Annotated in this window: 18 protein-coding genes and 1 pseudogene; 8 read left to right on the top strand and 11 right to left on the bottom strand. The window is 67.4% G+C overall.

The genetic code is table 11. From position 1 onward, the window contains the following. The first annotated feature begins 7 nt into the window (after nucleotides 1-7). The gene (gene clpA, locus OR37_RS11920) at nucleotides 8-2,338 is read left to right on the top strand and encodes an ATP-dependent Clp protease ATP-binding subunit ClpA (RefSeq protein ID WP_004620036.1); all 2,331 of its coding nucleotides are present in this window, start codon (nucleotides 8-10) and stop codon (nucleotides 2,336-2,338) included. A gap of 61 nt (nucleotides 2,339-2,399) precedes the next feature. On the opposite strand, the gene OR37_RS11915 is transcribed toward clpA, so the two are convergent. Beyond that, entirely contained in the window at nucleotides 2,400-2,834 is a 435-nt protein-coding gene (locus tag OR37_RS11915; RefSeq protein ID WP_004620030.1) for an HIT family protein, read from the bottom strand. Between the two features lie 54 nt (nucleotides 2,835-2,888). On the opposite strand from OR37_RS11915, the gene OR37_RS11910 reads away from it, so the two are divergent. Together OR37_RS11910 and OR37_RS11905 are read left to right on the top strand one after the other, a co-directional pair. Then, nucleotides 2,889-3,470, top strand: a complete 582-nt coding sequence (locus OR37_RS11910) for a DUF4287 domain-containing protein (protein WP_004620029.1) — start codon at nucleotides 2,889-2,891, stop codon at nucleotides 3,468-3,470. A 182-nt stretch (nucleotides 3,471-3,652) separates the two neighbouring features. Then, nucleotides 3,653-4,141 carry a pyridoxamine 5'-phosphate oxidase family protein gene (locus OR37_RS11905; protein WP_004620028.1) on the top strand — a complete coding sequence of 163 codons (489 nt, stop codon included), beginning with the start codon at nucleotides 3,653-3,655 and terminating at the stop codon, nucleotides 4,139-4,141. 19 nt (nucleotides 4,142-4,160) lie between these two features. Here OR37_RS11905 and OR37_RS11900 read toward each other — a convergent pair whose 3' ends face one another. The 4 genes from OR37_RS11900 to OR37_RS11885 form a co-directional block, all read right to left on the bottom strand. Continuing rightward, the gene (locus OR37_RS11900) at nucleotides 4,161-5,321 is read right to left on the bottom strand and encodes a GNAT family N-acetyltransferase (RefSeq protein ID WP_004620027.1); all 1,161 of its coding nucleotides are present in this window, start codon (nucleotides 5,319-5,321) and stop codon (nucleotides 4,161-4,163) included. Next, nucleotides 5,318-6,091 carry a glycerophosphodiester phosphodiesterase gene (locus OR37_RS11895; RefSeq protein ID WP_004620026.1) on the bottom strand — a complete coding sequence of 258 codons (774 nt, stop codon included), beginning with the start codon at nucleotides 6,089-6,091 and terminating at the stop codon, nucleotides 5,318-5,320. Before OR37_RS11895 ends, OR37_RS11900 begins: the two co-directional genes overlap by 4 nt. Continuing rightward, on the bottom strand, nucleotides 6,091-6,552 hold the full coding sequence (locus tag OR37_RS11890; protein WP_004620025.1) for a RidA family protein: 462 nt from the start codon (nucleotides 6,550-6,552) through the stop codon (nucleotides 6,091-6,093). Before OR37_RS11890 ends, OR37_RS11895 begins: the two co-directional genes overlap by 1 nt. Before the next feature lie 139 nt (nucleotides 6,553-6,691). Further along, nucleotides 6,692-7,126, bottom strand: a complete 435-nt coding sequence (locus tag OR37_RS11885) for a phasin family protein (RefSeq protein ID WP_004620024.1) — start codon at nucleotides 7,124-7,126, stop codon at nucleotides 6,692-6,694. A gap of 293 nt (nucleotides 7,127-7,419) precedes the next feature. Between OR37_RS11885 and OR37_RS11880 the strand changes: the two genes are divergently transcribed. Continuing rightward, the gene (locus OR37_RS11880; RefSeq protein ID WP_004620023.1) at nucleotides 7,420-8,718 is read left to right on the top strand and encodes a D-alanyl-D-alanine carboxypeptidase; all 1,299 of its coding nucleotides are present in this window, start codon (nucleotides 7,420-7,422) and stop codon (nucleotides 8,716-8,718) included. 145 nt (nucleotides 8,719-8,863) lie between these two features. Here OR37_RS11880 and OR37_RS11875 read toward each other — a convergent pair. From OR37_RS11875 to mipZ, 4 genes and pseudogenes are all read right to left on the bottom strand, one after another. Beyond that, nucleotides 8,864-10,107, bottom strand: a pseudogene (locus OR37_RS11875) (aminotransferase-like domain-containing protein). Between the two features lie 60 nt (nucleotides 10,108-10,167). Continuing rightward, nucleotides 10,168-10,227: a hypothetical protein gene (locus OR37_RS21440; RefSeq protein WP_106404378.1), complete on the bottom strand. Its 60-nt coding sequence runs from the start codon at nucleotides 10,225-10,227 to the stop codon at nucleotides 10,168-10,170. Nucleotides 10,228-10,242: 15 nt separating this feature from the next. Then, complete coding sequence (locus OR37_RS11870) at nucleotides 10,243-10,674, bottom strand: J domain-containing protein (RefSeq protein WP_004620021.1); 432 nt, start codon at nucleotides 10,672-10,674, stop codon at nucleotides 10,243-10,245. 84 nt (nucleotides 10,675-10,758) lie between these two features. Next, complete coding sequence (gene mipZ / locus OR37_RS11865) at nucleotides 10,759-11,595, bottom strand: division plane-positioning ATPase MipZ (RefSeq protein WP_004620020.1); 837 nt, start codon at nucleotides 11,593-11,595, stop codon at nucleotides 10,759-10,761. Between the two features lie 198 nt (nucleotides 11,596-11,793). On the opposite strand from mipZ, the gene panC reads away from it, so the two are divergent. Then, the gene (gene panC / locus OR37_RS11860) at nucleotides 11,794-12,651 is read left to right on the top strand and encodes a pantoate--beta-alanine ligase (RefSeq protein ID WP_004620019.1); all 858 of its coding nucleotides are present in this window, start codon (nucleotides 11,794-11,796) and stop codon (nucleotides 12,649-12,651) included. A gap of 86 nt (nucleotides 12,652-12,737) precedes the next feature. Here panC and OR37_RS11855 read toward each other — a convergent pair whose 3' ends face one another. Next, complete coding sequence (locus OR37_RS11855; protein WP_035017330.1) at nucleotides 12,738-13,139, bottom strand: DUF1489 family protein; 402 nt, start codon at nucleotides 13,137-13,139, stop codon at nucleotides 12,738-12,740. Nucleotides 13,140-13,385: 246 nt separating this feature from the next. Between OR37_RS11855 and OR37_RS11850 the strand changes: the two genes are divergently transcribed. From OR37_RS11850 to OR37_RS11840, 3 genes are all read left to right on the top strand, one after another. Beyond that, on the top strand, nucleotides 13,386-14,282 hold the full coding sequence (locus OR37_RS11850) for a glucosamine inositolphosphorylceramide transferase family protein (RefSeq protein WP_004620015.1): 897 nt from the start codon (nucleotides 13,386-13,388) through the stop codon (nucleotides 14,280-14,282). Between the two features lie 206 nt (nucleotides 14,283-14,488). After that, nucleotides 14,489-15,721 (top strand): lipopolysaccharide biosynthesis protein, encoded by a 1,233-nt coding sequence (locus tag OR37_RS11845; RefSeq protein WP_235046577.1) that lies wholly within the window; start codon nucleotides 14,489-14,491, stop codon nucleotides 15,719-15,721. Between the two features lie 34 nt (nucleotides 15,722-15,755). After that, on the top strand, nucleotides 15,756-16,955 hold the full coding sequence (locus tag OR37_RS11840) for a glycosyltransferase (RefSeq protein ID WP_004620010.1): 1,200 nt from the start codon (nucleotides 15,756-15,758) through the stop codon (nucleotides 16,953-16,955). A gap of 128 nt (nucleotides 16,956-17,083) precedes the next feature. Here the strand turns inward: OR37_RS11840 and OR37_RS11835 are convergent, their stop codons facing one another. Next, complete coding sequence (locus tag OR37_RS11835) at nucleotides 17,084-19,045, bottom strand: acetyl/propionyl/methylcrotonyl-CoA carboxylase subunit alpha (protein ID WP_004620009.1); 1,962 nt, start codon at nucleotides 19,043-19,045, stop codon at nucleotides 17,084-17,086. Nucleotides 19,046-19,053: the final 8 nt, after the last annotated feature.

The following is a 19,053-nucleotide window of genomic DNA, read 5'->3' as shown; positions in this document are numbered from 1 at the left end:
TCCCCCATTGCCCTCTTTTTCGCGCCCCCTGGAAGAGTCCCTGCATCGCGCCGTCGCTTACGCCAATCAGCGTAAGCACGAATACGCGACGCTGGAGCATCTTCTGCTTTCCTTGACCGACGACGAGGACGCCGCCGGAGTGATGCGCGCGTGCGACGTCGATCTCGCCGCGCTGAAGAAGAGCCTTTCGAACTATCTCGACGTCGAACTGGCCTCGTTGGTCGTCGACGACGACGACGACGCCAAGCCGACCGCCGGCTTTCAGCGCGTGATCCAGCGCGCGGTGATCCACGTGCAGTCGTCCGGCCGCGAGGAAGTGACCGGCGCCAACGTGCTGGTCGCCATCTTCTCCGAGCGCGAAAGCCATGCCGCCTATTTCCTGCAGGAGCAGGACATGACACGGTACGACGCGGTCAACTTCATCGCCCACGGCATCGCCAAGAAGGCCGGCGCCTCGGAGGCCAAGAGCGTCAAGGGCGCGAGCGCCGGCTCGAACCAGACCGAGGAAGACGGCGAGAAGCCAAACACCAAGACGGGCGGCGAGGCGCTGGAAGCCTATTGCGTCGACCTCAACGAAAAGGCCCGCCAGGGCAAGGTCGACCCACTGATCGGTCGCGCCAACGAAGTCGAACGCGCGATCCAGATCCTCTGCCGTCGCACCAAGAACAATCCGCTGCTCGTCGGCGACCCCGGCGTCGGCAAGACCGCCATCGCCGAGGGCCTGGCCCGCAAGATCGTCACGCACCAGGTCCCCGAGGTCCTGGAAGGCGCCACCATCTACTCGCTCGACATGGGCGCGCTGCTGGCCGGCACCCGCTACCGCGGCGACTTCGAGGAGCGCGTCAAACAGGTGGTCAAGGAACTGGAGAACCACCCGAACGCGGTGCTCTTCATCGACGAGATCCACACCGTGATCGGCGCTGGCGCGACCAGCGGCGGGGCGATGGACGCCAGCAACCTGCTGAAGCCGGCCCTGGCCTCCGGCAGCCTGCGCTGCATGGGCTCGACCACCTACAAGGAGTTCCGCCAGCACTTCGAGAAGGATCGGGCCCTGGTCCGTCGCTTCCAGAAGATCGACGTGAACGAGCCGACGGTGGAAGACACCATCAAGATCCTCAAGGGTCTGAAGTCGTACTACGAGGACTTCCACAAGCTGAAGTACACCAACGACGCCATCAAGGTCGCCGTCGAGCTCTCGGCCAAGTACATCACCGACCGCAAGCTGCCGGACAAGGCGATCGACGTGATCGACGAGGCCGGCGCCTCGCAGATGCTGCTGCCGGAAAGCCGTCGCAAGAAGACTCTGGGCGTCAAGGAGATCGAAGCGGTCGTCGCCAAGATCGCCCGCATACCACCCAAGTCGGTCAGCAAGTCGGACACCGAGGCCCTCAAGGAGCTCGAGACCGACCTGAAGCGCGCCGTGTTTGGCCAGGATGAAGCCCTGACCCAACTGGCGGCCGCCATGAAGCTGGCCCGCGCCGGCCTGCGCGAACCGAACAAGCCGATCGGCTCGTACCTGTTCAGCGGCCCGACCGGCGTCGGCAAGACCGAAGCCGCCAAGCAGCTGGCCCAGACCCTGGGCATCGAGATGCTGCGTTTCGACATGTCGGAGTACATGGAGCGCCATACCGTGAGCCGCCTGATCGGCGCTCCTCCCGGCTATGTCGGCTTCGACCAGGGCGGTCAGCTGACCGACGCGGTCGATCAGCACCCGCACGCCGTCGTCCTGCTCGACGAAATCGAGAAGGCGCACGGGGATGTCTACAACATCCTGCTGCAGGTGATGGACAACGGCACCCTGACCGACAGCAACGGCAAGAAGGTCGACTTCCGCAACGTGGTCCTGATCATGACCACCAACGCGGGGGCCTCTGACGCCCAGCGCAATTCGATCGGCTTCGGCCGCTCGAAGGTCGAGGGCGAAGAGGAAGCGGCTCTGAAGCGCCTGTTCACGCCGGAGTTCCGCAACCGCCTGGACGCCGTCGTGGCCTTCAAGCCGCTGACGCCGGAGATCATCCGCCAGGTCGTGCAGAAGTTCGTGATGCAGCTGGAGGCGCAACTGGCCGACCGCAACATCACGATCGAACTGTCCGACGACGCGGCCGACTGGCTGGCCAAGAACGGCTTCGACGAGCTCTATGGCGCCCGTCCGCTGGCCCGGGTCATCCAGGAGCACATCAAGAAGCCGCTGGCCGACGACATCCTGTTCGGACGCCTGGTCCGCGGCGGTCACGTCAAGGTCGTGCTGAAGGACAGCAAGATCGACTTCGAGATCGACAGCGCCGCCGATCCCAAGGCCGGCAAGACCGACGAGGCCGAACCGGCCCTGGCCGAATAGGCTCCAGCGGCAGACTAAAAACGGAAAGGCCCGGAGCGATCCGGGCCTTTCTCGTTTGAGCTCAAAGCGCCTCGGCGATCTTGGCCGCCAGAGCCTTCAGTTCGTCCGTGTTGGCCATGCCGCCCTCCCCGTGCCGCCCCAGGGCCTCGCCCTCGTAGCGGGGGATCACGTGGAAGTGCAGGTGAAAGATCGTCTGGCCAGCCGGCGCGCCGTTGAACTGGGTGACGACGACGCCATCGGGCTTCAGGGCCGAGACCACCGCCTTTGACAGCTTCTGGGTCGCGGCGGCCAGTTCGGCCAGCACCTCGGGCTCGACCTCAAGCAGATTGCGCGCCTGGCTGACCTTGGAGATCACCAGGGCGTGGCCGCGCGACTGCGGAAAGACGTCCATGAAGGCCAGGACCCGTTCGTCCTCGAAGACCTTCACGCTCGGAATCTCGCCCCGGATGATCTTGGCGAAGATGTTGTCCGTGTCGTAGCGTCCGTCGAGGCTCATGATCGTCTCCCTGTCGTCGGACCGGTCGTAGCAAACCAGGGGAGCGGCGCAACCATGGACACCAAGCCTCAAGGCCTGACGGAGCAACAGCAGAAGTGGTTCGCCACCCTGCGCGCCAACCTGGAGCGAGAGACCGGCAAGACCTTGGAGCAATGGGTCGAGATCGTCCGCCGCGAGTGCAACGAGACCAAGCCCAGGGCCCGGGCCGAATGGCTGAAGGCGCACTATGGCCTGGGCCAAAATCGGGCCGCCAGCATCTTCGCCGTCGCCTATCCGGAGAGCGGCGGCTGGGACGACGCGGCGGGCCTGCGCGCGGCGCTGTGGACCGACCCAGCCTCGACCGCGATCCTGGCGGCCGTCGAGGCGGCGCTTGCCGACCTCAACGGCCTCGTGACCGGTCAGCGCAAGGGCTACACGGCCTGGTCCCACAAGGCCCAGTTCGCGGCGCTGAAGCCGGCGAAGGGCGGCGGGGCGATCCTGGGCCTGGCGGTGACGCCGGACGCCTCCCCGCGCCTGGCCGAACCGAAGAACGAAGGCTGGTCCGAACGCCTGAAGGCCAAGCTGGTCCTCGCCTCGCCCGCCGACGTCGACGCCGAGCTCAAGGCGCTGCTGACGGCGGCGTGGGAGCGGTCCTAGAGCCTTATCCGCTCGAATGGAATCATTCGAGCGGAAAAATAAGGCTCTAAATCAAACATTTAGAGCGTGATAACCGCCGAAACCGCTTACACTTTCGGCTATCACGCTCTAGCCCCCAAAAGCTTCACCCTAGGAACGCGCCTTCGCCAGCGCCGTTCGTCTCCCGAACAAAGGAGACGATGATGTCCAAGGAAGCCGATCTGGCCGAGAAGTTCTGGAAGGCCCTGAAGTCCGACCGCACGGTGATGCTGGGCCTGGTCGACCACGAGAATGGCCGAGCCCAGCCGATGACCGCCGTGTTCGAGGGCGACCATTCCGGTCCAATCTGGATCTTTAGCGCCTCGGGCGTGGATCTGGTCGAGGCCGTCGAGGGCGGCGCGCATGACGCCATCCTGCATTTCGCCTCCAAGGGTCACGACGTGTTCGCGACCGTCGAGGGCCAGATGCGGGTCGACAATGACCTCGAGACGATCGATCGGCTGTGGAACCCCTTCATCGCCGCCTGGTACGAAGGCAAGGACGATCCGAAACTACGCCTGCTGCGCTTCGAACCCGGCGACGCCCAAATCTGGCTGAACGAAAACAGCCTGTTCGCCGGCGTCAAGATGATGCTCGGGGCCGATCCCAAGAAGGACTACAAGGACAAGGCTGGCGAAGTTCGCCTGCAGTAGGCGCGCCAATCGGGGGGAGCTAACGCTCCTCCCGGAACGGCGAATATTCCTCGGTCAGCATCTCGATATCGGCGGCCACCGCCTCGCGCTCGCGTTCGAGATAACGCGCCACCGGCTCGCGTAGCGCCGGGTCGGCGATCCAATGGGCCGAATAGACCGGACTGGGCAGATAGCCGCGCGCGATCTTGTGCTGCCCCTGCGCTCCGGCCTCGACGCGCGGCAGGCCGAGCCGGATCGCGTGCTCGATGGCCTGATAGTAGCAGAGCTCGAAATGCAGGAAGGGCACGTCCTCGACGCAGCCCCAATGACGGCCGTAGAGGCAGTCCCGGCCCAGCAGGTTCAGCGCGCCGGCGATCCACGGCCCGTCCGGCCGTCGCGCCATGATCAACAACACCTTGTCGGCCATTCGCTCGCCCAGCAGCGAGAAGAAAGGACGGTTCAGATACGGCCGCCCCCACTTGCGCCCGCCAGTGTCCATGTAGAAGGCGAAGAAGGCGTCCCAGTGCGCCTCGGTCAGCTCGGCGCCGGTCAGGGCGACGATCTCCAGGCCCTCCTGGGCGTCGCGTCGCTCGCGGCGGATGGTCTTTCGGCGATTGGCCGACAGCGCGGCCAGGAAGTCGTCGAACGTGGCGTAGCCGCGGTTTTCCCAATGATACTGCTGGTCCTGGCGAAGCAGCATGCCGCGCTCGCCCATCCACGCCCACTCCGCCTCGACCGGGAAGGTGACGTGCAGCGACGAGGCGCCGATCCGCTCGCACAGGGTCAATGCCCCGCCCAGCAGGGCCGAGCGTCCCTCGTCGACATCCACGTCCGGCCGGACGATCAGTCGCGAGCCGGTCACCGGCGAGAACGGCGAGGAGCACTGGAGCTTGGGATAGTAGCGCCCGCCGGCCCGCTCATAGGCGTCGGCCCAGGCATGGTCGAAGACGTATTCGCCCTGGCTGTGGGACTTCAGATAGAGGGGCATGACCCCAGCCACGCCCCCGGCGTCGTCCTCGATCGAAAGGTGCTGCGGCGCCCACCCCGTGCGGGGGCCGACGCAACCGCTCTCCTCCAGGATCGCCAGGAAGTCGTAGGAGACGAATGGATCGCCCGTCGCGTCGGCGCAGGCGTCCCAGGCGTCCTTGCCGATCTCGGCGATCGCGCGATGGACGCGAACCGCCGGCCGGATCGAACTCACGCGTGGAAGCCCTCGAAGATCAGGTTGTCGCAATGGTCGCGCACGCCTTCCCACTGATCGGGCGAACGGATCGTCCAAGCGATGACCGGCATACCCTTCGCGCGATATAGGTCGGCGCGCGGGCTGGGCAACATGTCGAGACCCAACGCCAGAAAATCGGGCCGGGCAAGTTCTACCTGCTCCAGCGCCGCCAGCGACTTGCGCATTTCCGGAGCGAGCTTGCGGGCGCTGTCGTCGTTCCAGCCATAGCTGTCCAGGCCGCGCAGGATCTGCGGGTGATGGTCGGCGAACCAGGCGTGCGAGTACGGGTTGAAGCCGATCACGGCGGTCGGGCCGTTGTGATCGACCAGGATATCGCTGACCCGCTTCTCCAGCGGTCCAACATCGCCGAACGGGGTCTTCAGCTCGATGAAGACCATCGCGCGGTGGCCTATCAGGGTCAGGGTATCGGCCAGGGTGGGAATGGTCTCGTCCGTGCCCTTCAAGGCCAAGGCGCCAAGCTCGGCGGCGGTGTGGTCGCGCAGTCGCCCTTCCCGGCCGGTCATCCGCTCCAGGCGGTCGTCGTGGAAGACCACCGCCTCGCCGTCGGCGGTCAGCTGGACGTCAAGCTCGATGCCGTAGCCGTGCGCGCAGGCGGCCTGGAAAGCGGCCAGGGAGTTTTCCGGCGCGCCGTCCGGCGTCCAAAGGCCGCGATGCGCCACCGGCGGCTCGAACAGGCGCTCCCACGCCTCGCCGAAGACCTCGGTCGATGGGCGTTCGCGCGACCGCATCAGGCGATCTCCACCACCGCGTCGACCTCGACGGCGAAGCCGAGCGGCAACTTGTAGACGCCGACCGCCGAGCGGGCGTGACGCCCCTTGTCGCCCAGGGCTTCGACCATCAGGTCCGAACAGCCGTTGATGACCTTGGGAATGTCGATGAAGTCCGGCCCCGCCTGGACGAAGCCGCCCAGTTTCACCACGCGGACGACGCGATCCAGGTCGCCGTCGCAGGCGGCCTTCATCTGAGCCAGCAGGTTGATCCCGCAGATGCGCGCGGCTTTCTGAGCCGTCTCCAGGTCGACGTCGACGCCGACCGTGCCCTTGATCCCGCCGGAGGCGTCCAGAGAGATCTGGCCGGAGATGTGCACGAGATTTCCGGAGCGCACGAAGGTCACGTAGTTGGCCACGGGGGCCACCGGCTCGGGCAATTCGATCCCGATCGCCTTCAGATGCTCTTCGACCTTCGACATTCACGCGCTCCAGGAATGGGGTGGGGAATGCTTATCGCGCCCCGTCGAAGCGCAAAAGAAAAAAGGCCCGGACCTTTCGGTCCGAGCCTTTCAAGACTTCATTCTCTGGACGCGCCCGAGAGGCGCGTCCGAGCGACGCTTAGCGCGCGGCTTGGAACTTCTCGACGGCGGCGCTGACGCGTTCGTTCAGCGGCTTCACCGAGTCCTTAATCGAGGCCGAGACGATCTCCGAGGCCTTGCTGACCTGGGCGATGTAGGCTTCGAGGGCCGACTTGGCCCAGGCGGTTTGCAGCTCGACGGCTTCCTGGACGCTCTTGGCGGCGGCCAGCGACTTGGCGGCGGCGACATGGTCTTCCGCGGCCTTCTTGCCGTAGGCGAAGGTCTGAGCGCCCAGGGCTTCGGCGCCCTTGGTGGCGGCGGTCACCGAAGCGACCACGGCTTCCAGGTTCTTCTTCGAGTGGGTGTTGGCTTCGGCCAGAGCGGCCAGAGACTTCTCGACGCCATCCTTGAACGCTTGGTTCGAGGCGGCGGTGAACTGCTCGACGGAGGTCTTGATGGTTTCGGCGGCGGCCATGGGAATTCTCCTGGGGAGGAAGGACGGGCGGGGCGGACGGTCGAGCGGCAACTCGCCATGCGCGTTTGGAACAACGTGGTTTTCCCATGTTGCAGTGCAGCAGTCAAGGAATTTGTGCAGCGCACCATAACGCAGCGTCAAGCTGCAGCATTCCAAGCACGCCAAGGATTTTTCAGCCCGTGCGGCATGATCGCTCACCAGTTGTTTACTTTAGCGAAAGGGCGCGTCCATCATGTTACGATCACGCGTGTGGCGGTGCGGAACCGCTCAGTTCAAATGACGGACGTCACTTAATGTTCGCCAAGCTTTTGTCCGCCCGTTCGCTGCTCGCCGCCGCCGGCCTGGCCCTGTCGTGCCTCGTCGGCGCCCTGGCGCCGACCGCCGCCTCGGCCGCCATACCGTATCTGCAGCTGAACGCCTCGGAGCCGAAGTACGCGGCGATCGTCATCGACGCCAATTCGGGCGAAGTTCTTTACGACAAAAGGGCCGACAGCCCTCGCTACCCGGCCTCGGTCACCAAGCTGATGACCCTGTACCTGACCTTCGAGGCGCTGAGCGAAGGCCGCCTGAAGCTCACCGACCGGATCGTCATGTCGCCTCGCGCCGCCGCCCAGGCGCCGACCAAGATCGGCATCCCGCCCGGCGACAGCCTGTCGGTCGACGAGGCGATCAAGTCGATGACCGTGAAGTCGGCCAACGACGTCGCCGTCGCCACGGCCGAGCGGCTGGCCGGCAGCGAGTCGCGATTCGCCGCCCTGATGACCCTGCGCGGCCAGGAACTGGGGATGCGCAACAGCCGCTTCGTGAACGCCTCGGGCCTGCCTGACAGCCGCCAGATCTCGACCGCGCGCGACCTCGCCATCCTGTCACGCGCCATCATGCGCGACTTCCCGCAGTACTATTCGTATTTCAGCGTCAGGGGCTTCACCTTCCGCGGAAACTACGTAAAGGGCCACAACCGCCTGCTGGACAGCATGGAAGGGTTCGACGGCCTGAAGACCGGCTACACCAACGCCAGCGGCTTCAACCTCGCCGGCTCGGCGGTGCGCGACGGCCGTCGCCTGATCGCCGTGGTGCTGGGCGGCCCCTCCACCGCCTGGCGCGACAACAATATGGAAGACCTGCTGCTGACGGGCTTCGACGTGATGAAACGCCGGGCGCGCGGCGAGCGCACCACCATCGCCGCCAACATCTATGAGGACGAGCCTTCGGGTCCGATCGAGCGCCCCTCGGTCGAACAGGGCGACGGCGACCAGGCCGGCCTGCAGATCGTCCTGACCGAGAAGCCGCATCCGACTCCGGTGAAGATCTCCCCCACCCTGCGCGCGGCCCAAGCCGCCGCTCCGGCCAAGAAGCCGAAGGGCGAGTGGGGCGTGCAGGTCGGGGCCTTCAAGTCGAAGGCCCTGGCCAACGACCAGCTCAAGCTGGTGCGCGGGCGCTTCGCCAAGGTGGTGGCCGGCGCCGAGAGCGCCGTGGAAGGCGCGGGCGGCGCGTTCCGCGCCCAGTTCCAGGGCATGACCTCCGAAGCCGCGCGCGGCGCCTGCTCGGCCCTGAAGGCCAAACGCGTGCCCTGCATGGTGCTGGCGCCGTAAACCCAAACCATCCGACCTTCCCGGCGAAGGCCGGCTCCAGATCGAACCAAGGGCGCCGAGCGATTAACTCGGCGCCCTTTCGCATTCACGGCTGATGCTCAGGATGGTGGCCCCCGACCTTCGCCGGGGAAATCGGATGAGGGTGTCAGGCCTCGGCCGTCACCCGCCGGATCAACCGAGCCAGGCGTCCCACGCCCTCCTCGATCTGGGCGTCGGTCGGCAAGGAATAGCTGAGGCGGATGGCGTTGGCCGATGGGACCTCGGCGAAGAACGGCGCGCCGGGCACGAAGGCCACCCGCTCCTCCTCGATGGCCCGCGCCAGCAGCGTCGCGCCTTCCATGCCTTCGGGCAGGTCGATCCAAACGAACATGCCGCCTTCCGGATGCGACCAGGTCACCCCCTCGGGCATGGACCGCTCGAGCGCCGCCAGCATGACCCGCCCCTTGTGGCCATAGGCGCCGCGCAGTCGGTGCAGGTGCTGGTCATAACCTTCGGAGACGGCGCGGTGGGCGACCATCTGGTTGATCGTCGAGACGTGCAGATCCGCCCCCTGCTTGAGGAGGACCAGCTTCTCGATCACCGTCTTGGGCCCGCACACCCAGCCGATGCGGAGAGCCGGCGACAGGGTCTTGGACAGCGTGCCCAGGAAAAGGGTCCGCGCGTTGTCGACGCCGCCCGATTGGGCGATGTCCAGCGCCAACAGCGTTGGCGTCGCCTCGCCCTCGAAGCGCAACTCACGATAGGCGGCGTCCTCGATCAGGGTCATGTCCAACGCATTCGCCATCTCAAGGAGCGCCTGGCGCTGCTCCAACGTCAGGCTGACGCCGGTCGGGTTGGCGAAGTCGGGCACGAAATAGCCCAGGGCTCCGCGCGGCAAGTCGGTGGGCTCGCCGCGCAGCGCGCCCTCGGGCAGGTCACGATAGGCCGGCTGATAGCCGTTGAACGCCTGCAGCGCGCCAAGATAGGTCGGCCGGGCCACCACGACCGTGTCGCCGGGACCGATGAACAGCTTGCCGATCAAGTCCAGCGCCTGCTGCGAGCCGGCGGTCAGCATGATGTTGGTCGGCTCGCACGGCATTCCGTCGCGGGTCATGCGCTCGGCGATCCACGCGCGTAGCGGCAGATAGCCCTCGCTGACCGAATATTGCAGCGCCTGCGCCGCCAGAGCCGGATCAGCGAGGATGGCCGCGTAGTCGGCTTGAATGCGCTCGGCCGGAAACAGGCCAGGATCGGGAATACCGCCGGCGAAGGACAGGATGTCCGGCTGGTCCAGCAGCTTCAGCAGTTCGCGGATCTCGCTGGCGCGGACACGATTCATGCGCTCGCTGAAGCGCTCGGCCCAGTCGATGGGTTGGGAAGTCATGGTGTGATCAAGGTCCGAATTGAAATGACGCCTGGAGCCACGCCGCTCCGCCGAGCGGTTGGCTCGCCTTGAAAAGTGTCAGGGCGTCATACCGAGCAGGTCGGGCCCGAGGAACGGCGGCGCCAGAAGCGTTCACGACTGATCATGGCGTCAGTCCTAGCTCAGCCGCGCCGCTTGATCAAACGGTCGCGCGCGGCGTTCAGCTGCGCGGCCAGACCAGCGGTGCCGCCCTTGTCGGGGTGGGCCATCTGGATCAGCCGCGCGTAGGCAGCGCGGACCTCGTCCAAGGTCGCCTCGGGGCCGACGCCGAGGATCGCGCGGGCCTCGGACAGGCTGAGCTCGCTCTTGGGCGGCGGCGCCATGACCTTGCGGATCTGTGGCCGGCGGCGCGCCTCGGTGGCGCTCCACAAGCCGACGACGCCCAGCACGGCGGCCATTTCCCAAGAGGCGCGCACGGCCGCGTAGCCGGCCCCGGCGAAGGCGATGATCGAGGTGACGCCCGCCCCTACCCGCCAGCCATCGCCCTTGAGCAACGGACGGCGCGGCCACAGCATCAAGGCCAAGGCGGCCACACCCAGCAACAGGTAAATCATCGGCGCACCAAACGCGGAACGGGCGGCGAGATCGCCCGCTAAGCCTGAGCCGCGGAGCGCGCCGCGAGAACCTTAGAGCAGCGCCTATTGCGCCGCCAGCAGGGTCTCGCCCGAATAGTTCGACAAGCCCAGGGAATGCATCAGGGCGCGCAGTTCCTGGCGAGCCGCCAGATGCTGGAGCGACACCGGCACCGGACGAACCTGGGGCGACAGATCGGCGATGGTCAGCCCGAACGGGAACAGTTCGCGATAGATCACGCGGTCACGCAGGCCGGGGCCGATCCGGAAGCCGACCCGCTTGGCCAGGGCCGTCAGGCGATCTTCAAGGCGCTTGCGGTTCCGCGCTTCCGTCGTGGCCAGACGATTGCGCAAGACGACCCAGTCCATGGCCTGGCGTTGGCCGGACAGGGCGCGCTGCTTGCGGCCTTCCCAGACCGTCAGCGAATAGAGGCTGGGTTTGGTCAGCTCCATGGTCACCGGGTCGACCGTGCCCAGCATGTCGAAGTCGACGAAGCTGTCGTTCATCGGCGTCACGACCAGGTCCGCGCGGCCGTGGGCCAGCCGCGTGATTGCGCTGTCGCCGCCGGGCGTGTCGATCAGCACGAAGTCGCACGTCTCGAGCCCTCTAGCGAAGGCCGCTTCGAAGCCGGCGACCTGCTCTTCCTCCGACCGCTCCGCCAGGGCGACGTCGTTGTCGCTGAGGTTCAGGGCCAAGGGCTCCGGCAGATCCAGCTTCTTGCTGGCCAGCCAGGCGCGCCGGTTCTCGAAGAACCGGGCCGAGGTGCGCTGACGCAGGTCTAGGTCCAGCACCGCGACCTTGGCGCCGCCGTACAGCAAGGCCGTGACCAGATGCACGGCGATGGTGGACTTGCCAGCCCCGCCCTTCTCGTTGCCGACGACGATGACGCGCGTTTCGGCCATGGGATCGATCCTTCATGCGTCGCGACTCGCGCGACCTTGGACAGAAGGTTAACACGATGTTACCGACGCCCCAGGAGGTCAAGCGGTTCAATCCACAGGCATAATTGTCGCACCTTCGCGCGACGGCGCCCCATGGGGGTGGTGGACCTGACCGCGCGGGGCGGTCATAAGCCAAGCCTGTTCGCTTGGAGACCCAGCATGACCGGCCCGATCATCGTCCGCACCGTCGCGCGGATGAGGGAACACGTCCGAGCCTGGAAGGCGGACGGCCAGCGCGTGGCCTTGGTCCCGACCATGGGCGCCCTGCACGAAGGCCACCTGTCGCTGGTTCGCCTGGCCCAGACCCGCGCCGACCGCGTGATCGCCACCGTCTTCGTCAATCCCAAGCAGTTCGCCCCGCATGAGGATTTCGACGCCTATCCGCGTGGCGAGGCCGCAGACGTCGAGAAGCTGACCTCGGTCGGCTGCGACCTGCTGTTCGCGCCGTCCGGAGAAGAAATGTACGCCCCGGGATTCGCGACGGCCGTGACGGTGTCGGGCGTCTCGGAACCGCTGGAAGGCGCGGCGCGACCCCAGTTCTTCGGTGGTGTCGCCACCGTCGTGGCCAAGCTCTTCATCCAGAGCCAGGCCGACGTCGCCGTGTTCGGCGAGAAGGACTATCAGCAATTGCAGGTGATCCGCCGCATGGCTCGCGATCTGGACATTCCGATCGAGATCATCGGCGCGCCGACCGCCCGCGCCGAGGATGGCTTGGCGCTCTCCTCGCGCAACGCCTACCTGTCCCCCGAGGACCGCGCCGCCGCCACCGCCTTGCCCGCCGCGATGAAGACGGCCGCCGCCGCCGTCGCCGCCGGCGGGCGCGTCGACGAGGCCGAGCAGGCGGCTAAGGCCGCCTTGCTGGCCGCGGGCTTTGATCCGGTGGACTATGTCGAGGTGCGCGAGGCCGGGGATCTGACGCGCTTGGGTCCCGGTCCGATCGGTCAGGCCAAGGGCCGGATCCTGATCGCCGCCAAGCTGGGCAAGACGCGGCTGATCGACAACATGGCTGTCGGCTGAAAAGACCGGACCGACGCTTTAGGCGCTACAGGGGCTCGAGAGCGATAAGAAGGCCACCGCGACGCCTTTAAAAAGGCTCGCGAACGCTACCAGGCGCCCAGCTCTCTCAATTGCCGCGCGAGGTCCGGCGGCAGGTCGGCGGACTCGGCCTCGGTCAGATCGGGCGGCGCGTCCTCGGGCTTGAGATAGCGCCAGCCCTGGAACGCCCGACGCGGCTGCGGCGCGACGCGGATGATCGGCGGATCGACGGTCACCTCGCACCGCGAGGCGGGCCCGGAGCCGATCGTATCGATCGCCAGGATTTTCTGGCGGCACAGGACCTGTCCCTTGAACACGCGGTACAGCGAGCCGCCGTCCAGAACCTCATCGATCCGCTTGGGCGTCATGCGGGTGTGCATGACCCAGGGCTGGCTCTTGTCCTTATGCCATTCGAGAAGGTCCTCGATCGTGTCGCAGCCCACGACCAGCTTTATGATGTGCAGAGCCATGCGGGCTAGATAGCGCGCCCGCGCGGCAAGGCAACGGGGCGCGGCGACGCCGGGCTCGCGCGGCGGGCGAAAGCGTTCGACGCCTCGCATGACGGCGTTATCCATGCTTCAGGTCGCGCTTCACCAGGGCGCGGTCGGCCGCGAGGCCTTCGCCGCCGTTTCGGACGCCTTGTGGGGGGCGCTCCGCGGCGGCGGTTTCTTTTGGACGACCTTGCCAACCGGCTCGCCGCCGGGCTAGCCCAGGCCATGCCCATCTTCTCGGACATCTGGCGCGTCGGCGTCATCGAACGACCCATCCAGGCGATCGCCTCGGCCGGCGGCCTCCACGAAGCCCCCGTGCGCTGGCTGCCCGAGGAGCCGGACTTCACATTCCTGGCCGACCCCTTCGGCGTCTGGCGCGACGGCCGGCTGCATCTGTTCGCCGAGGCCTATGACTATCGCACGCGGCACGGCGTGATCGACCACCTCGAGCTGGACGCCGACTTCCGGCCAGTCAGCCGCCAGACCGTGCTCCGCGAACCCTGGCACCTCTCCTACCCCATGATCACCGAGGCCGAGGGCGAGACCTGGATGACGCCGGAGGCCTTCCGGTCGGGAACCTTCACCCTCTACCGCGCGCGGCGCTTTCCCGACGTCTGGGAGCCGGTCACGAAGATCGCCTTCGACACCCCGGCCATCGATCCGACCCTGTTCCGCTGGGAGGATCGCTGGTGGATGGCCTATTCTCCGACGGGGTCTCAACGCGACAAGCAGGGCAAGCTGCATCTGGCCTATGCCGACCGCATCGAGGGTCCCTGGCGCACCCATCCGGGCAATCCTGTGCGGATCGATCTGGCCAGCAGCCGTCCGGGCGGCACGCCGTTTGTCCACGACGGCCGGCTGCATCTGCCGGTTCAGGACTGCACCCGAACCTATGGCGGCGACCTGCGGCTGCTGGCCGTCAACGTCCTGACGCCGGACCGTTTCGAGGCCGAGACCTCGCCGATCCTCAAACCGCCGGTCAATGCCGGCCGCTATCATCGCGGCCGCCACACCCTGGCCGCCTGCGGCCCCGTGACCTTGATCGACGCCAAATGGCTGAAGGGCTCGCCCAAAGGCCTGGCGGTCGCGCTGGCCTCGCTTACGCGCGGTCGGAAAACCTGACGCCGTTGGGGCATTTCAAATCACGGGTAAGGTTGCCGGCGCACGGCGCCGTCAACCTCGTATGCGGTTGCGCTTTTCCTCCGACGACGTCCCAGTTCGCCAGCTGACAGTCTCCCGCCGTGACGGGTGATCGGCGGATTCTGCGCGGGATCTTCGGAAACGCCGCGCGCCTTCTGAGCGGTAAAGCCGGCGCCGGCTTGGTCAGCGTGGTTTACATGGCCCTGGCCGCGCACGCCTTGGGACCGACCGACTATGGGATCCTGGTCCTCGTCCACACCTACATCCTGACCGTCGCGGGGATCATCGAGTTCCCCGGCTGGCACGCCGTGGTGCGCTACGGCGCCCAGGCTCTCCTGGCCGGCGACGAAGAGCGCTTGGCGCGACTGCTGAAATTCGCGGCCATGCTGGAGTTGGCGTGCGGCGTGGTCGCGGTTATCGCGGCCGCCTTGCTGGCGCCCTGGGTGGGAGCCCGCCTGGGCTGGACGCCGCAAACGATCGCGCTCAGCGCGCCTTACAGCCTGGCGGTCCTGGCCTCCGTCCGCGCCACCGCCGCGGGCTATCTCCAGGTGACCGGCCGTTTCGACCTGCTCGGCGCCCACAGCCTGGTCCCGCCGGTCGCGCGCCTGATCGGAGCTCTGATCGTTTGGGCCGGCCACTGGGGCCTCGTAGGCTTCCTATGGGCATGGCTGGTCGCCGCGATCCTGGAATGGGCGGTGATGTGGATCATGGCCTTCGCCACCGCCCCGCGAGCCCTGCGCTGGCGGTCGCTTCGCATCGACCCGCGCGGAGTCAGGACGGAAAACCCTGGCCTTCTGCGCTTCATGCTGGGCGCGAACGCCGACGTCACCTTCGCCGAACTGACCGCGCGCGTGACGCCGCTAGCCGTCGGCTGGTTTGGCGGACCTGCCGCCGCGGGTCTCTTCGCCATAGCCCAACGCGCCACGATCGTCATTTCCCAGCCCGCCCAAAGCCTGGGCCAGGCCGCTTTCGCCGAGCTGGCCAAGCTGGCGGCGCGCGGCCAGACGGGCCTCGTGATCTCCACGATCGCGCGAGCGAGCGGCATAGCCATGGCCGTCGCGATCCCGATCTGCGGCGCCTTCGGCCTGTTCGGCGGCGCCTTAGCCGCCCTGATCGGCGGCGAGCGCTTCGCGTCGGCTGGCGGCTTGATGCCGTGGCTGGCCACCGCGCGGACGATCCTGTTGTGCGCTCCGCCCCTGAGCGCGGCGCTGACCGCCCTGGGCCGTCCCGGTCTCTCGGCGGGTATGAACTTGGCCGGAAGCTTCGGCCTTGTCCTCCTTCTGGCGACCGCCCTGCCCGTCTGGGGCCAGGAGGCGATCGGCCCGTGCGTCGTGGTTCAGGCGATCCTGACCATGGCGCTGCTGAGCGGCGCGCTCTGGGCGCAGGCCCCGTCCGCGCCGCGCGAAGCCCAGGCCGTCTGATGGAAGACCCGTTTGCGATGAGGGGAATAGAGAGATGATCGGCGCCGGTCCCGACCGTCGAAGCCCAGGACATCGACTGTCGATTCTGGTCGTACTGCACGACCTGTCGCTGGGCGGCACCGAGCGGGTGGCCCTGCGCCTGGTCAACGCCTGGGCGGAGGCGGGCCATGCGGTGACCTTGCTTTGCGGGTCCGCCACCGGCCCCCAAGCCGGCTTGGCCGGCGAGACCGTCGAGGTGGTCGAATGCGCGCCGGCCATTCCGCGCGGACGCGGATCGCGCGGGCGGCTGGGCAAGGCCGTCGCGCAGCATCTGCGCCGCCAGCCCGCCGACATCCTGTTCATCCCCGGCAACTTCCACTGGTCTATCGGTCGCGCCGTAGGTCGGCATCTGAGCGAGAATCGCCCGACGATCGTGGCCCAAGTCAGCTCGCCGATCTTCCGCCATGGGCGGCGGGGCCTGCGTCAGTGGGCGTTCGAGATCGGCGCCCGGCGGCGGCTTCGCGACGCCGACGCGATGGTGACGCTGTCGCCCTACACCCTGGCCCAGACCAATCGCCTTCTGGGTCGGCGTATCGCCTCCGCCATCCCTTTGCCGGCGCTGGACGACGACACGCGTCCGACGTCGCCCGCGACCGGGAAGCTCATCGTCGCCGCGGGTCGCCTGGCGCCGGAAAAAGGGTACGACGTCGCGTTGAAGGCCTTCGCCAAGGTTCAGGACCCCGAGGCGAGACTGGCTTTCGTGGGCGACGGCCCCTTGCGCGAGGACCTGGGCGCGCTCGCTCATGCCCTGGGCGTCGCCGATCGCGTCTCGTTCGAAGGCTACGCCGCCGACATCGGTCCCTGGCTGGACAAGGCGCGGATGCTGCTGCTGAGCTCGTGGCACGAAGGCTTCGGCGCGGTGATCATCGAGGCCCTGGGACGCGGCCGTCCCGTCGTCGCCACGGACTGCACCCCGGCTGTCCGCGACCTGCTCTGGAGCATGACGCATGGCGAGGTCGTTCGACCCGGCGATGTCGATGGCATGGCGGCGGCGATGACCGCCCAGCTCCACGCGCCCACGCCTGATCCAGAAGCCCTGGCCGACGCCGTCTGGGCTTATCGGATCACGCCGGTGGCCGACGCCTATATCGACCTCTTCGAAAAGACCCGCAACGCGCGGGCCATGGCGCGCTGCGGAGACCGAAGGCCGCTGTTCGAGACCGCGGTGGCGGCGCTGGGCGCGCCGAACGGCTAGAGCCTGTCCGCTTCAAATGGGAATCATTTGAAGCGGATAAACAGGCTCTAAATTCAAACATTTAGAGCGCGTTCGAGCGGTTCAGCCGCTCACGCTTAAACCTAACGCGCTCTAGGCGCTATGAACTCTCAGGCGCTGGCCTCCAGCTTCGCCAGCACCACGCCCTCGCTGACCTGGCCGCCGGCGGTGGCCGACAGCTCCGCCACGACGCCGTCGAACGGCGCCGCCAGGGCGTGCTCCATCTTCATCGCTTCCAGGGTCAACAGCACTTGTCCCTTGGCGACGGCCTGACCCGCCGTGACGGCGACCGAGACGACCTTGCCCGGCATCGGCGACAGGATCGCGCCGTCCGAGGCCGCCCCCTCGCCCGCACCGCCGACCTTGGCCACGAAGTCAAACTCCTGGACGTCGCCGCCCTCGAACACCTGGATCGGGCCCTTGCCGTAGGTCGTCGGGAGGCGCGTGACCTCATCGAACGTCGAGCCGTCGGCGCGGCGGATGTCCCAGGACCAATCCTCGGTCCCACCGCCCAGCAAGGCCACGCGCAGCGGCGCGGACTTGCCGTCGATCGACATCGGCAGATGCATCGGCGCGCGGGGGCCGTTCATCCGAAAGCCAAACAGTTTGGACGGCGCGCTTTCCCACGGATCGCGACGCGCCTCGGCTTCCATGAAGCTGTCCAGCCGCCAGCCGATCGCGGCCATGGCCGGCTCGTCGGTGAAAACGCGCTCGGTCAGTTCGTCCAACCGCGCCTCGATAAAGCCGGTGTCGACCGCGCCCTCCACGAAGTCGGGATGGCTGGCGCACTTGGCCAGGAAGGCGGCGTTGGTCTTGACCGGCCAGACCTCGACCAGGGCGCAGGCTTCGGCCAAGCGCGCGGCGGCGTCCTCGCGGTCGGCGCCGTGAGCGATCAGCTTGGCGATCATCGGATCGTAGAAGGGCGTGACCTCGCCGCCCTCCTCGACCGCGCTGTCGACGCGGACGTCGCCCTCGGGCAGACGAAAGTGCTTGAGCTTGCCGGTCGAGGGCAGGAAGCCGGTCGCCGGGTTCTCGGCATAGAGACGCGCCTCCATCGCCCAGCCGTCGAGGGTGATCTCGTCCTGCTCCAGCGGCAGCGGTTCGCCCGAAGCCACGAGAAGCTGCCACTCGACCAGATCCTGGCCGGTGACCATCTCGGTGACCGGGTGCTCGACCTGCAGCCGCGTGTTCATCTCCATAAACCAGATGCGGTCGGCGCGCAGGCCCTCGGAGGCGTCGGCGATGAACTCGACCGTTCCGGCGCCGACATAGCCCACCGCTTTGGCGGCCTTGACGGCGGCGGCGCAGACGGCCTGGCGCGTGGCCTCGTCCATGCCGGGCGCCGGGGCTTCCTCGATGACCTTCTGGTGGCGACGCTGCAACGAGCAGTCGCGTTCGAACAAGTGGACGACATTGCCGAGACTGTCGCCGAACACCTGCACCTCGATATGGCGCGGTCGGGTGACGTACTTTTCCAGCAACACGCGGTCGTCGCCGAAGCTGGCGGCGGCCTCGCGGCGGCATGATCCCAGAGCAGCCTCGAAGTCCTCGGCGCGGTCGACCTTGCGCATCCCCTTACCGCCGCCGCCCGCCACGGCCTTGATCAGGACCGGATAGCCGATCTTGGCCGCCTCGGCGGTCAGGCGCTCGACCGATTGGTCCTCGCCCAGATAGCCCGGCGTCGTCGGTACGCCGGCCTCGATCATCACCTTCTTGGCGGCGTCCTTCAGGCCCATGGCGCGGATCGCCGACGGCGGCGGGCCGATCCAGACCAGGCCCGCGTCGAGCACCGACTGGGCGAAGTCGGCGTTCTCCGACAGGAAGCCATAGCCGGGATGGATGGCTTCGGCGCCCATCTGCTTGGCGGCCGCCAGGATCTTCTTCGGATCGAGATAGCTGTCCTTGGCCGGCGCCGGGCCGATCAGGATCGCGGCGTCGGCCTCCAGCACGAACGGAGCATTCGCGTCGGCTTCCGAATAGACGGCGATCGTGGCCACGCCCAGCTCGCGGGCGGTGCGGATGATGCGTCGGGCGATCTCGCCGCGGTTGGCGATCAGGACGGAGGAGATCAAGGCGAAAC

This window comes from Caulobacter vibrioides OR37, from assembly GCF_000372645.1.
GTDB classification, from domain to species: domain Bacteria; phylum Pseudomonadota; class Alphaproteobacteria; order Caulobacterales; family Caulobacteraceae; genus Caulobacter; species Caulobacter vibrioides_E.
The sequence above is the reverse complement of the archived record's forward strand: the minus strand, read 5'-3'. Positions and strand labels throughout refer to the sequence as shown.